11 protein-coding genes are annotated in these 19,190 nt (G+C 56.7%); 1 reads left to right on the top strand and 10 read right to left on the bottom strand.

The features are described from left to right. The 10 genes from SHIM_RS10335 to SHIM_RS10290 all read right to left on the bottom strand — a co-directional run bounded on the left by SHIM_RS10335 (window position 1) and on the right by SHIM_RS10290 (window position 17,502). Window positions 1-4,605 carry a molybdopterin cofactor-binding domain-containing protein gene (locus SHIM_RS10335; protein WP_054002573.1) on the bottom strand — a complete coding sequence of 1,535 codons (4,605 nt, stop codon included), beginning with the start codon at window positions 4,603-4,605 and terminating at the stop codon, window positions 1-3. A 36-nt stretch (window positions 4,606-4,641) separates the two neighbouring features. Beyond that, window positions 4,642-6,687 (bottom strand): alkaline phosphatase family protein, encoded by a 2,046-nt coding sequence (locus tag SHIM_RS10330; RefSeq protein WP_193749904.1) that lies wholly within the window; start codon window positions 6,685-6,687, stop codon window positions 4,642-4,644. 284 nt (window positions 6,688-6,971) lie between these two features. Then, on the bottom strand, window positions 6,972-8,081 hold the full coding sequence (locus tag SHIM_RS10325) for an AraC family transcriptional regulator (RefSeq protein ID WP_193749903.1): 1,110 nt from the start codon (window positions 8,079-8,081) through the stop codon (window positions 6,972-6,974). 474 nt (window positions 8,082-8,555) lie between these two features. Further along, window positions 8,556-11,294 carry a cation-translocating P-type ATPase gene (locus SHIM_RS10320; RefSeq protein ID WP_054002570.1) on the bottom strand — a complete coding sequence of 913 codons (2,739 nt, stop codon included), beginning with the start codon at window positions 11,292-11,294 and terminating at the stop codon, window positions 8,556-8,558. A gap of 79 nt (window positions 11,295-11,373) precedes the next feature. Further along, complete coding sequence (gene arcC / locus SHIM_RS10315) at window positions 11,374-12,309, bottom strand: carbamate kinase (RefSeq protein WP_054002569.1); 936 nt, start codon at window positions 12,307-12,309, stop codon at window positions 11,374-11,376. 4 nt (window positions 12,310-12,313) lie between these two features. After that, window positions 12,314-13,312, bottom strand: a complete 999-nt coding sequence (argF, locus tag SHIM_RS10310; protein ID WP_054002568.1) for an ornithine carbamoyltransferase — start codon at window positions 13,310-13,312, stop codon at window positions 12,314-12,316. A 36-nt stretch (window positions 13,313-13,348) separates the two neighbouring features. Further along, window positions 13,349-14,560, bottom strand: coding sequence for an arginine deiminase (locus SHIM_RS10305; protein WP_054002567.1), 1,212 nt, complete (start codon window positions 14,558-14,560; stop codon window positions 13,349-13,351). Between the two features lie 132 nt (window positions 14,561-14,692). After that, window positions 14,693-16,099 carry a YfcC family protein gene (locus SHIM_RS10300; protein WP_054002566.1) on the bottom strand — a complete coding sequence of 469 codons (1,407 nt, stop codon included), beginning with the start codon at window positions 16,097-16,099 and terminating at the stop codon, window positions 14,693-14,695. Window positions 16,100-16,532: 433 nt separating this feature from the next. Beyond that, window positions 16,533-16,793: a hypothetical protein gene (locus SHIM_RS10295; RefSeq protein ID WP_054002565.1), complete on the bottom strand. Its 261-nt coding sequence runs from the start codon at window positions 16,791-16,793 to the stop codon at window positions 16,533-16,535. A gap of 160 nt (window positions 16,794-16,953) precedes the next feature. Continuing rightward, a complete protein-coding gene (locus tag SHIM_RS10290; RefSeq protein WP_054002564.1) occupies window positions 16,954-17,502 on the bottom strand; it encodes a hypothetical protein in 549 nt (182 codons plus the stop codon). A gap of 267 nt (window positions 17,503-17,769) precedes the next feature. On the opposite strand from SHIM_RS10290, the gene SHIM_RS10285 reads away from it, so the two are divergent. Then, the gene (locus SHIM_RS10285; RefSeq protein ID WP_054002563.1) at window positions 17,770-19,071 is read left to right on the top strand and encodes an adenylate/guanylate cyclase domain-containing protein; all 1,302 of its coding nucleotides are present in this window, start codon (window positions 17,770-17,772) and stop codon (window positions 19,069-19,071) included. Window positions 19,072-19,190: the final 119 nt, after the last annotated feature.

Here is a 19,190-nt window from a genome sequence, read left to right as displayed (position 1 = left end):
TCAGGATATTGAAAATTGCTCTGGTGTAACTTCAAGCGCGTCGCTGACCGCATCCACTGTGGCGGGCGCATCCAGCACAAAGAATGGATCAAGTCCGCGCTCCACCCGGCTCGCCCGCACGGCGTTGCGCACCGCGAGGAAAACGCTGGTGGCCAATACCAACGGCGGCTCGCCAACCTCTTTGGACGACAACACACCTTCGGTCGGGCTCAATTCGAACGGCACCTTGCTGCGCGGGAACAAATGCGTGTCCAGTCGCAGCGGAATGGTGGTTGTGGCCGGAATTTTGTAGCGCCACGTGTTGACTGTGTTCAGGCGACCCTCGTCGTCCGCCCCTTTGGGCTGGAACGCCAACTTCTCGGTCAACATCAACCCGACACCTTGCACAAAGGCACCCTCGACCTGCCCGATATCCACCGCCGGATTGAGGCTCATGCCCATGTCATACGCCAGATCCGCCGACAGGACCTTGGTCTCCCCGGTCAACACATCCACTTCGACAACCGCGCAGGCTGCCGAATAGGTCCACCCACAGAACTCCGTGAATGCCCCCGGAATGGGCGTATCACTCACTTTGTAGCCCGGAATGGACGGCTGATCTGCCGGGTTGGAGGACTTGTAGGTGATGTTTGGCATGTCATCCAAACCACCCTCGATCTGGGCATTGTGCGTCGCCGTAAGGTTCACCCGGTCGCCATAGGCCTGCGTAATCAGGGTCGGCCAGATCTGTTTGCCGGTAACAGGGCTCGTCGCCTGCCAGCCTTCACGTTTGTAGTTCCAGTAGTCCACACCGAGATTGACACACCACTGCTCGCCGTTCTGATCGCGCAGATCATCGGCATAGGCCATCAACCGTTTGCGCATCTCCTGACACAGCTGTTTGACCGCCTCTGCGTTGTAAGACGTACCAGTTGAACCGCCTGTCGATGTCGGGTTCGGCGTGACCGAGGTGTGGGCGTTTTCCACCCGCACCATGTCCATCGGAATGTTCAGGATCATCGCGGCCACCTGCCGCGACACGGTCAACAACCCCTGCCCCATTTCCACACCGGATTGATGGATCACCACCGTGCCGTCGGACTGATAAATGGCCAAACTGGCTGTGGCCTGCTCCAGCAGCGGCAAATTGTAACCCGAGCCATATTTAACCGGCAGCATCGCGACCCCGCGCTTGCGCCAACGGTTCTTGGCGTTGAAATCAGCGACCTCTTGCTGCCGCGCCGTCAATTCTGCCTTGTCTTTCAGCCAGTCCCAAACTTCCTGCATGTAACAATACGTCAGCGCCTGCCCAAACGGGGTCGCCTCACCGCGCACATAAAGGCTCTTTTCGCGCACCTCCTCGCCGGTGATCACATCGCCCTTCAGGCTCAACGCGTAAGCCGCGTCATCAATCGCCGCCTCTACGATGGCCTTGGACTGAATGTCGCCAAAAGACCGCATCGCTGTTGATGGTGCGGTGTTGGTGCGGCACACATCGATCTTCGCCTGATAATTCGGCACAGAATAGGCATTGTCCGCCCGTGTGATGATGCAGTTTGAGACAATGAACGAGCAGTCGTAAAACGCGCCGCCGTCGCCCCACATTTCAATGTTCTGACCGCGAATGCGTCCCCGATCCGCCGGATCAATGTCACCATTGTCCAAGGCAATCTGCACTTTACCGAAATAGCCGTGCCGCTTGCCGATCATCGACGTATCTTCATCGCGGCTCAGCGCAAGGCGCACGGGCTTATCAGTCGCGTTAGCCGCGACAACAGCAGGCCCAACCACAAAGCGGGTCTGCTCGGTCTTACCGCCAAAGCCACCGCCCACTGGCGGCACACTGACTTGCAGGTGGTTGTATTGCGCGCCAATCGCCATTGCACTGGTCTGGTGCATTTCCTGCGGGCTTTGCGTCGATGGACGGATGGTCATTGTATGCGCATCACCGGGCTCGGCCAGAACCGCTTGCGGCTCCATGTAAAAATGCACCTGCCCGCCTATTTTGTGGGTGCTGCCAGACACTGTGCAGCTGACGCCATCAAGGCTGATCTGGTCATCCCGCGTCGGGCGCGTGACCGGGTCCGCGTCCCAATCGCTCCAGCCCATGACGCTGCCGGGCCGGGTGATCTTCCAGATGTGAGAGACAAAACTCGCCTGTGACGGCCAATCCGGATAGATCGAGCCAACGCTGATCGCATCCTCCAGTGTCAGAACCGGCTGGTCCCACCACGCCGGTTTTTCCCCGCCATCGGGCGCCTTATAGACCTTGGCCGTGTAGCCAACGCACTTCGCCTGAACAAATTGCGCGATCTTCTCGGAGGCCATTGGCGATGTCGCCGCTACAAGTGCCAGACACTGGCCGACATAAACCACCGTTCCGTCACTCAAAAGCGGTTGATCCGCGCCCATCCCTTGAGGGTTGATGCCCGTCTTCGGCACGTTTTTACAGGTGATCAGCTCTTCAAATGCCGCAAATCTCTCAGCCAGAAACTCCGACATCTCCTTAGCGGTCATTTTGGCACCGCTGTCTGGATGTTTAAAATGGAACACGCCCAGCGCCACAGAGCTGTGCACAAGGCTGGCAAACAGGGCGCCATGCGGGCTTGGCAACTCATGGGTATAGCGCAGCTTGCCCGCAGTTTGCTCCATGCCCAGATATTTGATGTACGGCACGCCCACCGGTTGGCGTTCCATCGGCGCATCGGATTCCCAGCTCTGATGCCCGTGGCTCACTTCCCAGTTGCCCCAGCTTTCCACGCCGGCCGATTGATCCGGCTCTGGCACAAGCCCGCCAGTCTGCTCCAAGCCGTTGACGTAGGCTTTGTAAAGGAAACTGGTCGCCAACTGCGCCTTATACGCGTTGGACACGCCCTCATTAGGCAAGCCCGCCATCCGCTCTTTCTGCGCGTCAAATTCCGCCAGAACCTCTTTCAAAAGGCTCTCGGCGATCTCACCAATCGCATCAAGACTAAATGGTTTTCCAAGCATCAACTGCTCGGTCTGCCGCGCCCGCCATGGGTAAGGCGCCACGCCGCCAAACGTCAGATTGGCATGTGTGATCAGCCCTGCATCGTCCAGCGTGATCTGTGACGTGGTGTTGACCAACGAATGCGAATTCACCTCCCGCAACGCCACCTTTTGCGCCAGGGTCAGCACGTTTTGCTCCGGTGCCACCGGCACCTGAAAACGGGTCAGAACCATATACTTCGCAAAACTCGCGTCCCTGCTCAGCTCATCAAAAAGGTCGTCAACCTTGGTCCACTTCGGCTCCGCCCCATTCCGGACATCGACCCATTCCACCCAGGATTCTGTCCCGGCAAGTGCGGTCGCTGCATCAGACGGAAACGGCTCGCCCTCGGCGACATGATGCGCGACCAACATAAAGTTGCCGCCAATTGTCGCCACGTTGCGCACCAAACGTCCCGCCGTGCGCATTGCCATGTGATGCAGCGCGCCCAATGGCGTCGTGCTGGGATAGATGATCCGCCCGTCAGGATCGGTGGTGGTCTGGCCCACCGCTTGCATCTCTTTTTCCAGCTTCGCCAACAGGGTGCTGTAATCGGTGCCAGCCGGAATGTTGTAATATCCGTACTCCTGACACAACTCGCCTTGCAACTCTGGCACTGCGCGCACGTCAATCAACACCTCTGCCGCCTGATATTCATCGGCATAGATGCCATACGAGGTGTTGGCATGCACCAACCGCGCCTCCGGCAGCGCGTTCATCAAATCCACAAGCTCCGCCATCGACGTCGGCGCAAGCCATTTGCGCGCGCCATCTGTTTGCTCCGCAGGCGTCGGGGCCGCCTCCGCCGCTTCAGGAAACGGTATCAGGATCTCAGAGGCCGGAATTTGCGTCCGCGCTTCGTGATCCAGACGGCATTTCATCCGCTCTTTCTCGTCTTCCTCGCTCCAATCATCGGCAAAGGTCTTCATCCCTGTCAGGATCGCTCGATAGCCAGTGCAGCGGCACAAATTGCCATCCAACGCCTGTTCAATCTCGCGCTTGGTTGCCTTGCAATTGTTGAACAGGAATTCGGTCATGTTCATCACAAATCCGACCGAGCAATAGCCGCATTGCGTGCCATTGTTGGCCGCCAACCTATGCGCAACAGGGTTCATACCGCCATGCGGCGGCAGCTTTGACAGATCGGCCTTTGCCCCGTCTTTCACCACTTGCGCGGCGGTGTCAGCTTTGGCAACGACCTCCTGATGCAGCGCTTTTGCCGCGGTCACGGACGTGACCGGATCAGGCGCGACGCGGTCCTGACTGCCCATTCTCGGCGCTCCCGCCCGACCCATCACAAGGTTATGCTCGATCCGTGCCGGCAGCGGCTTGTTCGGCGTACCGGTGCCCTCCACCGTCGTCACCACCAAGCCGTTCAAGGCTGTAACTGGCCGCAAGCAGGAATTGATCGCACGATGCCGCGGCTTTTGGATTTTTTCGTCCCAATCCGACAGGATCACAGTGCAGCCGCCACAGCCGCCCTGACCACAGGGTTTCTTGGGGCCGGTCAAATTCACATCCGGCGATTTCAGATAATCGATCAACAGCATGTCGGGCGATGGTTCGTCCAACGTCACCTTCTTACCGTTCAGAAAAAACGAAACTTGGTTGTCCATCGGTTTGCCCTCTAACTCTCTGTTTAAAAATGTCTTTCAATCTTCCTCGGGCCGCGCCTGATATCCGGCTCGGCTCCACTTCACGACGTTGCTGCTGGCATCGCGCCAGACCATAACCATCCCGCCCGCGCCATCTTCGCACAGCGCGTGCTGACCGCCTTCTGGCAGTATAACGCCCGGAACTTCGGCTTCGCGGGTCCATCCGGCCTGATCCAAAGTGCCAAATCCGTTTGATTTTGCAGATGCTGTGGACAGAATGCCGGTCAGCCCGAACACCGCATCATAGGCTTGCGGCGTGTCTGCAAACGCGCCGCGATGCACCAGATGCAGTTCGCCTTCCATCGCAGCCAGCGTCAGCTTGCCATCCGCCTGATATTCATGCGCAACAGCCGCCAATTTCTTAGCAAAATTCCCAACTGCAAAATCCGCAATCGTCCAGGCGTATTGCGTGGTGTCGTTGTCAGGTGCGGGATTTCCTTGGAAATCCTTCGCCTGCAAAACGTTGAAATCAGCAAGGTTATAGGACGTCACGCGCATCGCCTGCGTGTTGCGCTCCTTGTAAACAAGGAACAAAGACGCCCCCAGCTGGCCCAGCGCCATTGGCCCGTCAGACAATTGCCCAACCCCAATCGCCGCGCCCCAACTCTCACCGTCAAACACCGCGCTTTGAATGAACCCATGGGCATCTTGCCAACACAGCATCACCTTGCGCCGATCACCGTCTCCGACATCCGTAAAGCCAACCAACGCCGGATTGCTGCCCCGCATCTCGTCGGGCAACGTGCGCCAGTTGGGCCAATCACAGCCGTCTTTGGACCGGCTAAAAACAAATCTGTCGTCCTTTGTTTGCGCGACCAACATCAAGCCGTGGGTGTCTGACCCAAGGCAGATCTCACGCCCAAACGTGGGCAAGTCAATCGGCTCTGCCGCGCTCCAAGCGCCGCCGTCGAGCCGCGACAGCATCAAAGGCCCGTCATCACTGGTATCGGTCACCAAACATGGCACCCCTTGGCACAGCGCCGCCTCGGCCACATTGCCCAGCTCAAGCCCCGCATCTTGCGGTGCCGACCAGTCAAACGCCTGCCCCCACAACGACCGCAGCCATCCTGCGCCGCGATCGTTGGTTTTCAGCGTGCCAAGATCAAAGTTTTGCTCGACAGTACGCAACAGGCTGTAATGGTTGAACGGCCGATCCCATGTGCTGCCCGGTGTGATCATGTCCCCCAACAGGACCGAGTAAATCTGGTTGGGCCCGTCGTAATTGGTGTCATAACCGACCGCGTCGTAATCCGCTTCGTCAAAGGTCACCATGATCAACGTGCCGGGCGGAACCCGTGATGTCTTCCATGCCGCTGCCGGATCGCTCAGCAACAGATCCACGTCCAGATCAAGCCCGATATTGCTCAGCCCTGACGCCGCCGCCCCCTGAACGTTCTCGACACCAGGATTGCCGAAAAACACGAACTCCAGCCAAGCCGACAATTGCGGCACAAGCCGCGTGCGCGGATTGGTGTCAAAATGGGTGTTGTAAAGGTAATGACCGTCGTTCCAGATGTCCGGCGTAAACCACGCATAATTCGGCAAATTCCCGCCTTCGACATCGTCCCAAAAGGCCGCCTCATCCACGATCTTTGCCCAACGGTCTGGTTGCGACTGCACCGACTGAAACGACGCAAATGCATTGTGCTTGCGAAAATACCGCGCCAATGCGTCATTCGTGTTGGGAAATTGCTCAAGCGGCGCCTCAGACGCCGGATAGGTCGGGTCCGCCCAAACTGGGTTCCACGCCTGCTGCGGCAGCGCCTCCATATAAGCTTTCCAACTTACACCTTTGTTTTCCAGTAGGTCGACAAGGTTCGCTTGCGGCAACGGCGCGGTTGGTGCGTCGTCATTGGTCACATCACACAACTGCCCGGCCAACGCCGCCACATAGTTGGTCTGCGACGGGTGAAAGCACCCAAACGAATTGCTCAGAGTCATCCCCGCGCGTGCGAGCTTTTCCATGAACGGATCGGCCAACACATAATTGCGGTATTGGTTCTCCATCATAACAACGAGTATCCGCTCAAACGCGCGCCGCATGCGGGCCTCCTCTGCGTGGCCGTGGACACGCATAAAATACATTCTCGCTAAATCTTTGCGTCAAAGGTGCGGCAAACCTTCACCCTAAATCAACCCCTGATTAAAATTTTCTGTAGAATTCAACCTTTGAGGAAGCTGGCCCTGCGCCTACCCGAGGCCTTCACCAACAGGCCCAAGCACAAGGCTGCACTGACCCCGCAGCGACCGTGGTCCTCACACCAAAAAGGGCGGCCATTTGCAAATCGCCCCCCCTTGGTGTCACCTCGGTTGCCTAAATATCGCCGTCAGCCAACCCGCTGCACTGGCAAGTGCAGGACTGTGCTGTCGCGCGGCACGACCCGACCAGATGTCGCGTCACATTGTTTGGTCGTGCGCGGCGCCTCTTGGTTGGCGCGGAATTGGCGAGGAGACACCCCGTTCCAGCGACGGAACGCCGTTGTAAAGGACGACTGGTCAGAATACCCGAGCGCATAAGCAATCTCGCTGATGCGCATCTCATCCTTGATCATGGTTTGCGCCAGATCGTTGCGCATCTCGCCAACGATATCACGAAAACTGATACCCTCCCGCAGCAGCTTGCGGTGCAAAGTGCGCGTGCTCATACCTAGTTTCCCGGCGACGTCGTCGACAGCAGGCATATGATCGGGCAGCGCATCAGTTAGCACGCTTTCGACACGTGTGCGCACCGTATTGGGCGCTGGCCCCTCTTCCGCCAACAAGCGCTGCCCATAGCCCGTCAAATGGGCATGCAGATCGGGATCGTGTGTGGGGATCGGCATCTCGATTGCTGACGGCGAAAACACCAACGCGATCTCGTGGCTGCCGAAAATCACCGGACAGCCCGCCACTTGACGATACCGGCCGGCGTCGATTGGCACTTGGTGGGTAAACCGAATTTCAATCGGGGCCACAACCGAGCGCGTCGCAGCCCTGATACGTGCGAGCGCTGTGAACACCGCGAATTCGACAAGCCGGTGATCCGCAAAGTGTTTTACGCCGCTCCAGGAAAAAACCATGCGCGCTTCGTTTTCTGTCTCCAAAAGCGTCCAGCCCAATGCGGGGCTGTCCACCTTGTGCAATCCTCCAGTGTCTTGGATCAAAGATCTCAAGTCCCGGGCGTGGCGCGCAATGTACTCGATCAGATTTCCCTCATGGCGCAGCGCAAAACCAAGTCTCGCAGCAAAGGTTGAGTTGTCGGTTCCGACACAGGCCGCACGAACCCACATCGCCCGCCGATCTTCCCAGTCAAGGCCTTGGCCACCCTTTGTGCGCGCAAGCCGATCCTCAAAGCTCTTCCGGATATTCACCATCTCACGCGGGCTCGCACCGGCCCGTGTCATAGCTGCCAACAGCAGATCTTCAGAGCGCTGTGCGCCACCATTTTGCACGTTCATCATCGTCTCCGATCTATCGGGCGGCAGGCGAACCGGCTCGCCCGAAACGCCTAGACGGTCACATCTTTGCCAAACTCAAGCGAGCCAATCGACAGGCTTACTCACCCCCAAGTGCCGCTCCGCGCATCAATCTGTAGATTGCACATCGGTTGCATTTCGGTTGCAAACTAGCGTCTATCGAGGATTCATTCAAGCCGATCGATTGCATAAGGAAAGCAAAGTACTTGCGCCCCCATACCAGCCAAACCAAAAATCAACCGGTTGATTTAAATGATCTTTTAACACGATCCGCCCTCAGGACAGACTCAACCGCATCCTTACGCCCCGCAAAGGTTCGGCGCAAATCCAGGACCGGCGACTTTCCGCCACCTTTAATGACATCGGCACCCACTCTGTTGAAGCGAAGACCGACACTTCGAAAAAAGGGCAGTCGCGACGAACGACCGCCCTTCCCAAAGTTTACTCCAGAAGGACTTAGAGCCACTTCCAGCCAAAGACTTCCTTGGCACCCGACAAAAGGAACGTCGGCAACGCAGCCACAAAGGCACAGCCCAGCAGGAGATACACAGACAGGCTTGTGGTGCCCAAAACGAAGTGACCCAACGGGGTGAAGACCGCAATTGCAGACAGCGCCAGCGACAGAGCCACAGCCATCAGCAGTTTCGGGTTGCCAAACGGCGACTTGCGAAACAGCGTTGTGTTGGTCCGGGCATCAAACACGTGCCACAGCTGGGCAAACATGATGGTCACAAACGCCATGGTCTGCGCAGTTTCAAGGCTGAGACCAAGGCTCAGGCCTTCCTTGAAAGCGAGATAGCTGACAAAGCCAACCGCGAGACCACGCACCAGGATGCGTTCTTTCAAACCACCGGCAAAAATGTCTTCATCTTTCGCCCGAGGCTTACGCCCCATGATGTCGTCATCAGCTTTCTCAAAACCAAGAGCCAGCGCCGGGATACCATCCGAAATCAGGTTAACCCAAAGGATCATCAACGGGGTCAACGGCATCAGTGGATCAGCCCCCATCAGCATAAAGGCAAACAGGATCGTCGACACCTCGGCCACGTTTGCGGTCAATGCCTGACGCACAAACTTCAGCAGGTTGTCATAGATCCGACGCCCCTCTTTCACCGCTTTCACGATGGTCGAGAAGTTGTCGTCCAACAGCACCAGCGCGGCACTGTCTTTCGCCACCGAGGTGCCGGCAATGCCCATGGCAACGCCGATATCGGCCGTCCGTAGCGCAGGCGCGTCGTTCACGCCGTCACCTGTCATTGCGGCCACTTCGCCGGTGTTTTGCATCGCCTTCACGATCCGCAACTTGTGTTCCGGTGTCACACGGGCAAACACAGCCGCATTTGGAACGATGCCTTCGAGGTCCTCGTCGCTCATCGCGTCGAGTTCAACGCCTGTGTGCACGGTCTGGTCGTCGCGGGTTTTGATGCCGATCTGCTCGGCAATCGCCTGCGCGGTGACCGCGTGGTCGCCAGTGATCATAACCGTACGGATACCAGCCGATGTTGCATCTTCCACGGCGCCTCGCACTTCAGGGCGCGGTGGATCCATGATGCCATGGATACCGATCAGAATGATGTTCTGCTCCGGATCTTCCGGATCAAACGCCCCATCATCGGTCTGACGAAAGGCAATCGCCAACGTGCGCAGCGCGCGGCCGCCAAAGTCCTCGATCACGCCCTCTACCTGAGCGCGGATCTCGTCGGTCAGCTCGTGCAACTCGCCGTTCAACCAAACACCTTTAGCGCGCTTCAGGATCACATCAGGCGCACCCTTAGCGATGAGGAAGTTCTCACCATTTGGCAGTTTGGTGTGCACGCTCATCATCTTGCGAGTGCTGTCAAACGGGAAGGCTTCCATCGTTTGCACTTTGCGCTCCTGCAAACGCGCACGCGACAGGCCAACCTTGGCCGCAGCCACGACAAGCGCGCCTTCGGTCGGGTTGCCCTGCACCGCTGGACGACCGTCTTTGGTGATCAACTCGGCGTCGTTGCAATAGGCAGAGATGTTGAGCATTTGGCGCAGGTCGAATTCCTTGCGGATGTCGGCCACGTTGCCGTCTGCGTCTACAAATTCGCCATTGGGGTCAAAGCCTTCGCCGCTCACGTCCCAGGTCTTGCCACCGGCCCAAGTGCGCATCACCTGCATCTGGTTCTGCGTCAGGGTGCCGGTTTTGTCCGAGCAAATGACCGAAGTCGTGCCCAGCGTTTCAACCGAAGACAGTTTGCGGGCCAGCGCATTGTTGGCCACCATCCGCTGCGACCCGAGGGTCAGAACGATGGTCACAACAGTTGGCAGACCTTCAGGAATGGCAGCCACCGAAAGCGAAATCGCGGTGTTCAGCATTTCGGTCACATCCATGCCCTGGAAGATGCCGATACCAATCACAATCGCCACAACGCCCAGCGCAGCCGCGATCAGCACTTTGGAGAGCTTCTCGATGCGGATTTGCAGCGGCGTTTTGGGGTCTTCAGCGGTCGCCATCAGGTGCGCGATATGGCCCACTTCGGTCGCCATGCCGGTGCCCGTCGCGATGCCTTCGCCGGTGCCGTTGGTGATTTTGGTGCTCATAAAGCCCATGTTCAACCGGTCGGCCAGTACGATTTTTTCGTCGTCAATCGGCAGCGTATGCTTGTCGACGGGCTCGGACTCACCGGTCAGCGCGGCTTCATCAACGGCCAGTCGCGCCGCTTCGGTAAAGCGCACGTCAGCGGCGATGATGTCGCCTGCCTTAAAGCGCAGCAAATCGCCGGGCACGATGTCGGCAGCAGGGATTTCCACCCAGTTGCCGTCCCGCCGTACAAACGCCAACGGTGCGGACATTTCCTTGAGTGCGGCCAGCGATTGTGCGGCGCGGAATTCCTGCATGAAGCTGATCAAAGCATTCAGGAAGACGATAACGGCAATGGCCACCGCATCCACATAATGCTGGGTATAAAATGAAATCGCTGCACCGATCATCAGAATGATCAGCAGCGGGCTTTTGAACTGTTCGATGAACAGCAAAATTGGGGAAACGCCTTTGGTATCTGCCAGACGGTTTGGCCCGACTTCCGCAAGCTTCTGAGTGGCTGCCTGCGTGGACAGACCGGTCTTTGGATCACTGGCGAGTGTTTCGGCCACCTCCTGCGAAGCTTTTGTCCAGGGCACCAATGCGCCGCTGTTCTCTTGTTTTTCTATTTTGGCTGAATCGGTCATCGAAATTCTCCAGGACGGACATTGGGGAGTTTGGTTCGGTCCCCCGGCGCTCCGGGGAACCGTTCAGTTTTTGACGTAATCAGCTAGCAACAAGTTTCAACTCTGTTACGGATTCCGACACAGTTGTGCCTGTTTCTCCGCGCAAAGCCGCCTGTACGTCTTTCAATGCGCAAATAATCGCACGCTTACCGGAAGCCCGGGCAAAATCCTGAGCCGCTTTGACTTTCGGACCCATGGAGCCGCCGGGGAACCCGAACTCGTCCATCATGTCAGGCGTCGCTTCGCGAACCGCTTTCTGATCCGGCGTACCCCAATCGAGGAACACAGCTTCGACATCGGTGGCGACCACAAATACGTCGGCATCAATCTCGGTCGACAACATCGCAGAGCAGTTGTCTTTGTCGATCACGCATTCCACGCCAGTCAGGTGACCTTCGCGGTCATACATGGTGGGGATACCACCACCGCCTGCCGCAATCACAACCGCGCCTTGATCCAGCATCCATTTGATAGGACGCACCTGGAAAATCCGCTTGGGTGCTGGCGATGGAACCACACGGCGCCATTTGTCGCCATCTGGCTTGATCGCCCAGCCTTTTTCATCGGCGTTCTTCTTGGCTTCTTCTTCCGAATAGACCGGTCCGATGAATTTGGTTGGATCTTCAAATGCAGGATCTGCCGGATCAACTTCGACCATGGTCAGAACAGTTGCGAGCGGCTTTTCGAACGGCAGAAGGTTGCCCATCTCCTGTTCGATCATATAGCCGATCATGCCCATCGTTTCGCCAACCAACACGTCCAGTGGATATTCGTCCACTTCGGTATAAGCAGCTTCCTGAAGGGCCAGCAGACCAACTTGCGGGCCATTGCCGTGGGTTATGACCAGTTCATGTTCCTGTGCGAGGGGGGCGAGGCTCTCTGCCGCAATCTGCACATTTTCGCGCTGGTTCTCCGCCGTGAGGGCTTGCCCACGGCGAAGAAGCGCGTTGCCACCAAGGGCGACGACAACACGCATGTTCTTATGCTCCCAAAGTAGCGACGAGGATCGCTTTGATGGTGTGCATACGGTTTTCAGCTTGCTCAAATGCGATGTTGTAGTCGCTTTCGAACACTTCCTCTGTCACTTCCAGCTCGGACACGCCGAACTTTTCGAAAATGTCAGCACCGACTTTGGTTTCGGTGTTATGGAAGGCTGGCAGACAGTGCATGAACTTGACGTTCGGGTTGTTTGCTTTTGCGATCAGAGCGGAGTTCACCTGATAAGGCGACAGCTGCTTGATGCGGCTTTCCCAAACTTCGGCAGGCTCGCCCATCGATACCCAAACGTCGGTGTGGATGAAGTCCACGCCATCAACGGCATTGATGTCGTCTGTGATGGTGATGCGTGCACCGGTTTGCGCAGCGCGTGCCTGGGCCATCTCAACGATGTGGCTTTCGTTCTGCAGCTCTTTTGGCGCGATGATGCGAACATCACAGCCCATGATAGCACCAAGCATCAGAAGCGAGTTGCCCATGTTGTTGCGCGCGTCGCCCACATAAGCATAGGAAATCTGGCCACGTGGTTTCTGAGCATGCTCAAGCATTGTTTGCATGTCGGCCAGCATCTGAGTTGGGTGCCAGTCGTCGGTCAAACCATTGTAAACCGGAACGCCTGCGTAATCGGACAGTTCCTGAACCAAGTCCTGTGCAGATCCACGGTATTCGATGGCGTCAAACATCCGGCCCAACACGCGGGCAGTGTCTTTCATCGACTCTTTGTGACCGATTTGGCTGCCGGCAGGATCAAGGTATGTTACGTGAGCACCTTGGTCGTGGGCGGCTACTTCGAATGCACACCGTGTACGTGTCGAGGTTTTTTCAAAAATCAGGCAGATGTTTTTGCCGACAAGTGCTTGCTGCTCGGCACGCGCATATTTTGCGCGCTTCAAGTCGCGTGCAAGATCCAAGAGGAAAACCAGCTCACGCTGAGAGAAGTCTGCGATTTTGAGGTAGCTGCGACCTTTGAGGTTAAGACCCATGATATTAGTTCCTTTTTCAGATTTTTTCGAATTGAATTAAACGGCGTCACGTTCCAGCGGGCAGGTCATGCAGTGTCCGCCCCCGCGACCGCGGCCAAGCTCTTGGCCATTGATTTCGACAACTTCGACGCCGGCGTCGCGCATCAGCTTGTTGGTAAAGGTGTTGCGCGAGTAGCCAACAACCACACCGGGCGAGAGTGCGACAACGTTGTTGCCGTCGTCCCACTGTTCACGCTCGGCTTGGAATTCGTTGCCACCGGTGCCGACAATGGTCAGATCGGTCACGCCCATTGCGTCTTTGTAGACGTCAAAGATTGTACCCTTTTCCTCAACGGTTTCGCCACTTTTGTAGATCGAGTAGCATTTGATTTCGCTGGTCACTTCGTGGAAGGCCGTGACTTTGTCGACATCCAGACAAGAGAAGACAGTGTCCAAGTGCATCGCAGCACGGGATTTTGGCATCACACAGGCCACAACGCGGGTTGCGCCGTCTTTGTCCAGAAGGGCGCGTGCAACCTGAGCCACGGCTTGACGTGTTGTACGCTCGCCCATGCCGATAAACACAGTGCCGTTGCCGATTGGCATGACATCACCACCTTCAACGCTGGAGCGCTGGTAGTTCTGGTCATCGTTGCCCCACCAGAACTCAAAGTCTGCTGCTGTGAACATCGGGTGGAAGTTATAAACCGCACGCTGGAACAGTGTTTCCGGCTGACGGGCTGGCCAGTACATTGGGTTGACAGTGACCCCACCATAGATCCAGCAGGATGGATCGCGCTGGAACTGGGCGTTTGGCACGGCTGGCAACAGAAACTCGCTGCGCGGCAGGGAGTCCTTAACGAGGCGTGTCATGTTTCCTTCGGGCAGGTCGTCAACAACGATGCCACCAAGAAGCTGACGCGCGAGCTGTTTGCCGGACATTTCTTCCAGCCAGGGGCGCATTGCCATAGCAAGACCGGGGCCAACCATGTTCGCGGTTACGATGCGGTCCAAAACGAATGCTTTGGCGTCTGCGGTGGCATCGAATGCTTCAGCCAGCAAATCCTGTACGTCGTACACTTCAGTGCCACGCTCGCGCATTTTGGAAACGAAATCAGCGTGATCGCGACGGGCCTGCTCGACCCACAGCACGTCATCAAACAGCAGTTCATGACAGTTGCCGGGGGTCAGACGATCATGCGCCAGAGAGGGACGTGACACCATGACTTTGCGAAGTTTACCAACTTCGGAATGTACACCAAATGTCATTACTTCATCCTTTCGAAAAATGTTTTTTTGTGATGTCACCTCGAGAAAATCTTCGGTGACTGGGGAGATTTAGAGAAGTCTTGGGGGGGGAGGAGTGGGACCGGAGTCCCACCCCAGAAGTTTGCGTTTGCCTTAGCCGAGCATTGCACCGGCACTCAGGAATACGGCGATGATCACAGCCAGGATCAGAACCAGCGGACCGACAAACCGGAGCCAGCGATCGTAAGGCACGCGGCCGATTGCCAGACCACCCATCACAACTGCGAAGGTCGGGTTGAACAAGTTCACCAGGCCGTTTGCAGATTGGTATGCGGTGACCACCAGTTCACGACCCACACCAGCGAAGTCTGCCAGCGGCGCCATCACAGGCATGCTCAGAGCAGCAAGACCAGAGGAAGACGGCACGAGGAACGACATCAGGAACTGGATACCGAACATCACGTTGATGAACATGAATTCGGAAAGACCGGAAATCATACCTTCTGCAGAGAACAGGATGGTGTCGGTGATTTTACCGGCATCCATGATGACAACCACACCACGCGCAACACCGATGATCAGAGCAACACCCAAAAGGTCACGGGCACCGTCAACAAAGGTTTCCACAAAGGTGCCTTCGTCCATGCGGGTTTCTTCAGCGAATTTGCCAACAAACCAAACAACGATCGACATCACCAGGAACAGGCCGGACATTTCGTCCATCCACCAACCCAGGGACACAACGCCGTAGATCATAATCGCAAAACTCAGACCGAACAGGACGAGGATGAGTTTGCGAACACCGGTCAGCTCGGGCATCGCGCCATCTTCGGAGTCCGACAGGAAGTGCGCACGGTTCTCTTCGGTACGGCTCGCAATCAGCGAAGCGGACGGATCGGCTTTCACTTTGGCAGCGTAGCGCATGACAAAGATGATACCGGCCAGCAAGCTTGTGCCGAGAATCGCAGCGCGCAGCATCAGGCCGTCGGTGAACGGAATGCCGGCACCGTCAGATGCGATTACGGTTGCGAACGGGTTGAAGGTAGAGCCCAAAGTCCCGATACCAGCACCCAGCATGATCACAGCCACAGCGGTCAACGAGTCATAGCCGGCGCGAATGAACACAGGGATCAACAGCGCATAAAAGGCCAACGATTCTTCGGCCATACCATAAGAGGTACCACCAGCAGCGAACGCGATCATCATGATCGGGATCATCCACTGCTCCCGGCCCTTCAGTTTGGCCAGCAGCCCGCCGATACCCGCATCAATTGCACCGGTTTTCGTAACCACCATCAGGAAGCCCCCGATGATCAACACGAAAAGCGATACATCGATCGCAGCGTAGAAGCCTTGGAACGGTGCGAGAATAACATCAACGATGCCTTGCGGATTGGCTTCGACACCAGAATAGGATCCAGGCACTGGTGCCATGCGTCCCATTTCTTCGCTCATTTCACGAGCGTACTCACCCGCCGGCACGATCCATGTCAGTGCGGCGACCACAGCGATAAGCACAAATAGAATTGTGAATGCTGTGGGGAATTTGAACTTGGTCATTGTCCCCTCCTTGGGAAAACTTTTGAGTTCGATTGTGTTTCGATAACGAAGTTAATGTGCTCGCAACACAAATGCAATCATATTGATTGCGATATCACTTCAATTTGCTAGCATTTTGATTGCACACCACGCAAGCCCTACCATCGACAAGACGCCGAACACTAGGATCCGGCCTACTTCTTTGATTTAACTATGTTTATCCGCTTCGTCAGAATGTCGAAGCCTCAACAGGCAAAGCTAGCGCGTATTTCTGTGACCAATCTGCCAAGAGTGTGCGAAAGTTAAGTGTCTGTTAACACCCATATAGGCACATCGCCCACTCATCCAATGCGTCAACACCAAAAAAACGAAAAATAATAGAGCAAGCTTAAGCGCCCTAAGATGCTCATTTCAATAGAAATTTGATCCAGATCAAGTGAGTTTGAAAAGATCCTTACAAATCAAGACCGTCACTGCGCACCAGACACTTTTGCTCCACGGCAAGAATCCGCCGCTCCAGATCCAGCAACCGACTTTGCAGCTCTTCACTTGGCGTCGGGTTCTCCGCTTTCAACGAATCCAGCAGGTCTAGCAACGATTTCCTGAATTCCGGACCGCCCTTTCGGATCCCGCCAACGGATTGGCGCAAAAGCCCCTCAAACTGCTCTTCAATCCGCAGATTTACGGCCTTGGTCTTTCCCTGCGTGGCGCTCATGCTGCTTCACTCCATCTAGAATGGCGGTCCTCTGCGTCAAATCAAACACAAAAGTATGCATACTGATTGCACTTCACAAGCACGACAGATGGAAACTTTCCCAGGCATCAAAAAAGGCGCCACAAGGGCGCCTTCGCAAATGCGACTCTGTCGCGCGGCTTTACGCCCCTTCCAAAGCGCTCAGCCGCTGCTCCATTTCAGCAAACATTGCCCGGATCTCTGTCGCCGGCAGGAACTGCTCCAGAGAATCGCCTTCGCGCGCGCCTATCGAGGCTTCGATTGTCGCAAACCGGTCATCAAGCTCCTTGGCCGGGATATAGGCCTCACCGCCCTCTCCCGCCATGCCAAGCCGCTTCTCGATCCGCGCAAACCGCGACAGGACTTCGGGGGCCGCCACAAACCGGTCATTGGTATCCTCAAGCGCGGCCTGCATTTGCGCCTCAAGCGCGTGCAGCTTCTCCTCGATGTGCTCCGGCATGACACCGTTGCCACCATCAACTGTTGCCTTATGCACCAAACGTTCCAACTCACCAAAACGCGAATGCACCTCATGCGCAGGCACATAAGCAGCCGCATTTTCATCGTCGATCAAAGACCGCAGCGCCTTGCGAAACCCGGGGCCACCAGTGCGAATGCGCGCGAACACATCCCGCACCAACTGTTCATAATCGTGCTCAATTCTCAGATTGATGGCTTTTGTCGAGGGCATGCCGGCGCTCCCTTTTTGGGGTGAGTTACAAACCGTAAGTCTATCATTTCAGTGGCAACTTGCAACGCCAAAAGGAAGCCGAAGGACATGGCCTCCTGTTTCAAACACCCTGTCGAACCAACCCGCCACGTACACCATTTCGATGATGTCCCCGTCGACCCGACCCCGGACCAAAATTGCGCGACGCGATGCTGTCTTGCGCAGAAACTGCGCATTGCCGTCGGCACTAAGCGTGATACCTTCTGATCGCAAAAGCAGGGGGCAGACATGCCATTAGACTCCTTTGCCACCAGATCCCTTCGGCGCGCCGATGCGCAGGCAGAACAACTCATTGGCGTGACCCGCGTCGCCGTGGCCGCTGTTTTGCTGGTGTTTATGGGCTTCGTGGTGCGACGCACGCAAATCCCAGCGGCGGTGGGCCAATCCGGACTGGTCCTGTCTGTCACCATTATGACAACATATTTCCTGATCGGCGTGGTCTCGATCGCCGTGGTGCGCGCGGGCGTGCACAAACCTTGGATGTCTTGGGCCTTTGGCATCTCAGACGTTTTGCTGGTTCTCGGCAACATGTACTTTACGTCAGACATCCGAGGCACCAATCCATCGATTGCGCTGGCTTCCCCGGCTGCATTTTTTGCGATTCTGGTATTTGTGTCACAACTGTTCCGCGTCCGCCTGCGCCTCCAAATCGTTCTGACGCTTTGCCTGCTCATCGGTCTTCTTGCTCTGACCCTCGCCGCGCCCGACACGCTACTGTCTCCGCTGGACAAGGCTTTCCTGATTGAAAACTACGAACGCCAACCCAACATCGCCCGGCTGGTGATTGTGGCCATGATCGGCGCGGTGTGCATTGTGGCCGTTTGGCGCACCCGCCGGATGGTGCATGACATCGCCCACAAATCCGAGCAGACCCGAAATGCCTCGCGATTTTTGCCGTCCGAACTTCGGGGGGATCTCACCGATGAGCGCCTGCATCAGCTGCAACAGGGCCGGTCTGTCGACGTTGTTGTCATGTTCGTCGACATCCGCGGCTTCACCTTACAATCAGAAAAAATCGGCCCACGCGACACCACGAAGCTGCTTTCTGGGTTTCGCGAATTTGTCCTCTCCAGCATGCAGAACCACGGCGGTGTGGTCGACAAATTCATCGGTGATGGCGCGCTCTTGGTGTTTGGCCTGAACGATCCCGTTGGCGTGGCCGCACAAAACGCGCTTCAGGCCGCCACCGAGCTCAGCACAGCCATCACCGCATGGTCTCTCCAAAGAACCGCCGCCGGAGACCACCCCGTGGATGTCGTTATCTGCCTGCACGCAGGTACTGTAATCGCAGGCGCCATTGGCGGCGCGCGCCATTTGGAATTTGGTGTGTTTGGCAGCGTCGTGAACGAAGCCTCTCGCATTGAAGGGCTGGCCAAACAACAAGACATGCACATCGTTGCATCCGAGCCGGTATTTGCGGCTGCCAACCTGTCCCCAACCGGTTGGCACGACTTTGGCAAAACCGTTCTGCGCGGCAGCGCCGACCCAGTTCGGCTGTTTGGCAAAGACCCAGCCCCTGCAACCCACTGACCGCTACGCCCCTGTTTGTGGCGCTGTGTATTGGTGGCGATTGTTTGGGTCTAAGCAGCCCCTCGGCGGGTGCTGCTACGTTTCAAGTACCGATATACCTTACTTGCACCCATCGGCGC

It is taken from the genome of Shimia sp. SK013, from assembly GCF_001292625.1.
Classification (GTDB): Bacteria; Pseudomonadota; Alphaproteobacteria; order Rhodobacterales; family Rhodobacteraceae; genus Shimia.
Note: the sequence above shows the minus strand (reverse complement) of the source record. Positions and strands in the feature narration are given on the sequence as shown.

Coding starts and splice junctions, on each gene's coding strand:
- SHIM_RS10285 (WP_054002563.1), top strand. CDS start 17,770: ATGCCATTAGACTCCTTTGCCACCAGATCCCTTCGGCGCGCCGATGCG.
- SHIM_RS10335 (WP_054002573.1), bottom strand. CDS start 4,605: ATGGACAACCAAGTTTCGTTTTTTCTGAACGGTAAGAAGGTGACGTTG.
- arcC (WP_054002569.1), bottom strand. CDS start 12,309: ATGCGTGTTGTCGTCGCCCTTGGTGGCAACGCGCTTCTTCGCCGTGGG.
- SHIM_RS10290 (WP_054002564.1), bottom strand. CDS start 17,502: ATGCCCTCGACAAAAGCCATCAATCTGAGAATTGAGCACGATTATGAA.
- argF (WP_054002568.1), bottom strand. CDS start 13,312: ATGGGTCTTAACCTCAAAGGTCGCAGCTACCTCAAAATCGCAGACTTC.
- SHIM_RS10305 (WP_054002567.1), bottom strand. CDS start 14,560: ATGACATTTGGTGTACATTCCGAAGTTGGTAAACTTCGCAAAGTCATG.
- SHIM_RS10295 (WP_054002565.1), bottom strand. CDS start 16,793: ATGAGCGCCACGCAGGGAAAGACCAAGGCCGTAAATCTGCGGATTGAA.
- SHIM_RS10325 (WP_193749903.1), bottom strand. CDS start 8,081: ATGAACGTGCAAAATGGTGGCGCACAGCGCTCTGAAGATCTGCTGTTG.
- SHIM_RS10320 (WP_054002570.1), bottom strand. CDS start 11,294: ATGACCGATTCAGCCAAAATAGAAAAACAAGAGAACAGCGGCGCATTG.
- SHIM_RS10330 (WP_193749904.1), bottom strand. CDS start 6,687: ATGCGGCGCGCGTTTGAGCGGATACTCGTTGTTATGATGGAGAACCAA.
- SHIM_RS10300 (WP_054002566.1), bottom strand. CDS start 16,099: ATGACCAAGTTCAAATTCCCCACAGCATTCACAATTCTATTTGTGCTT.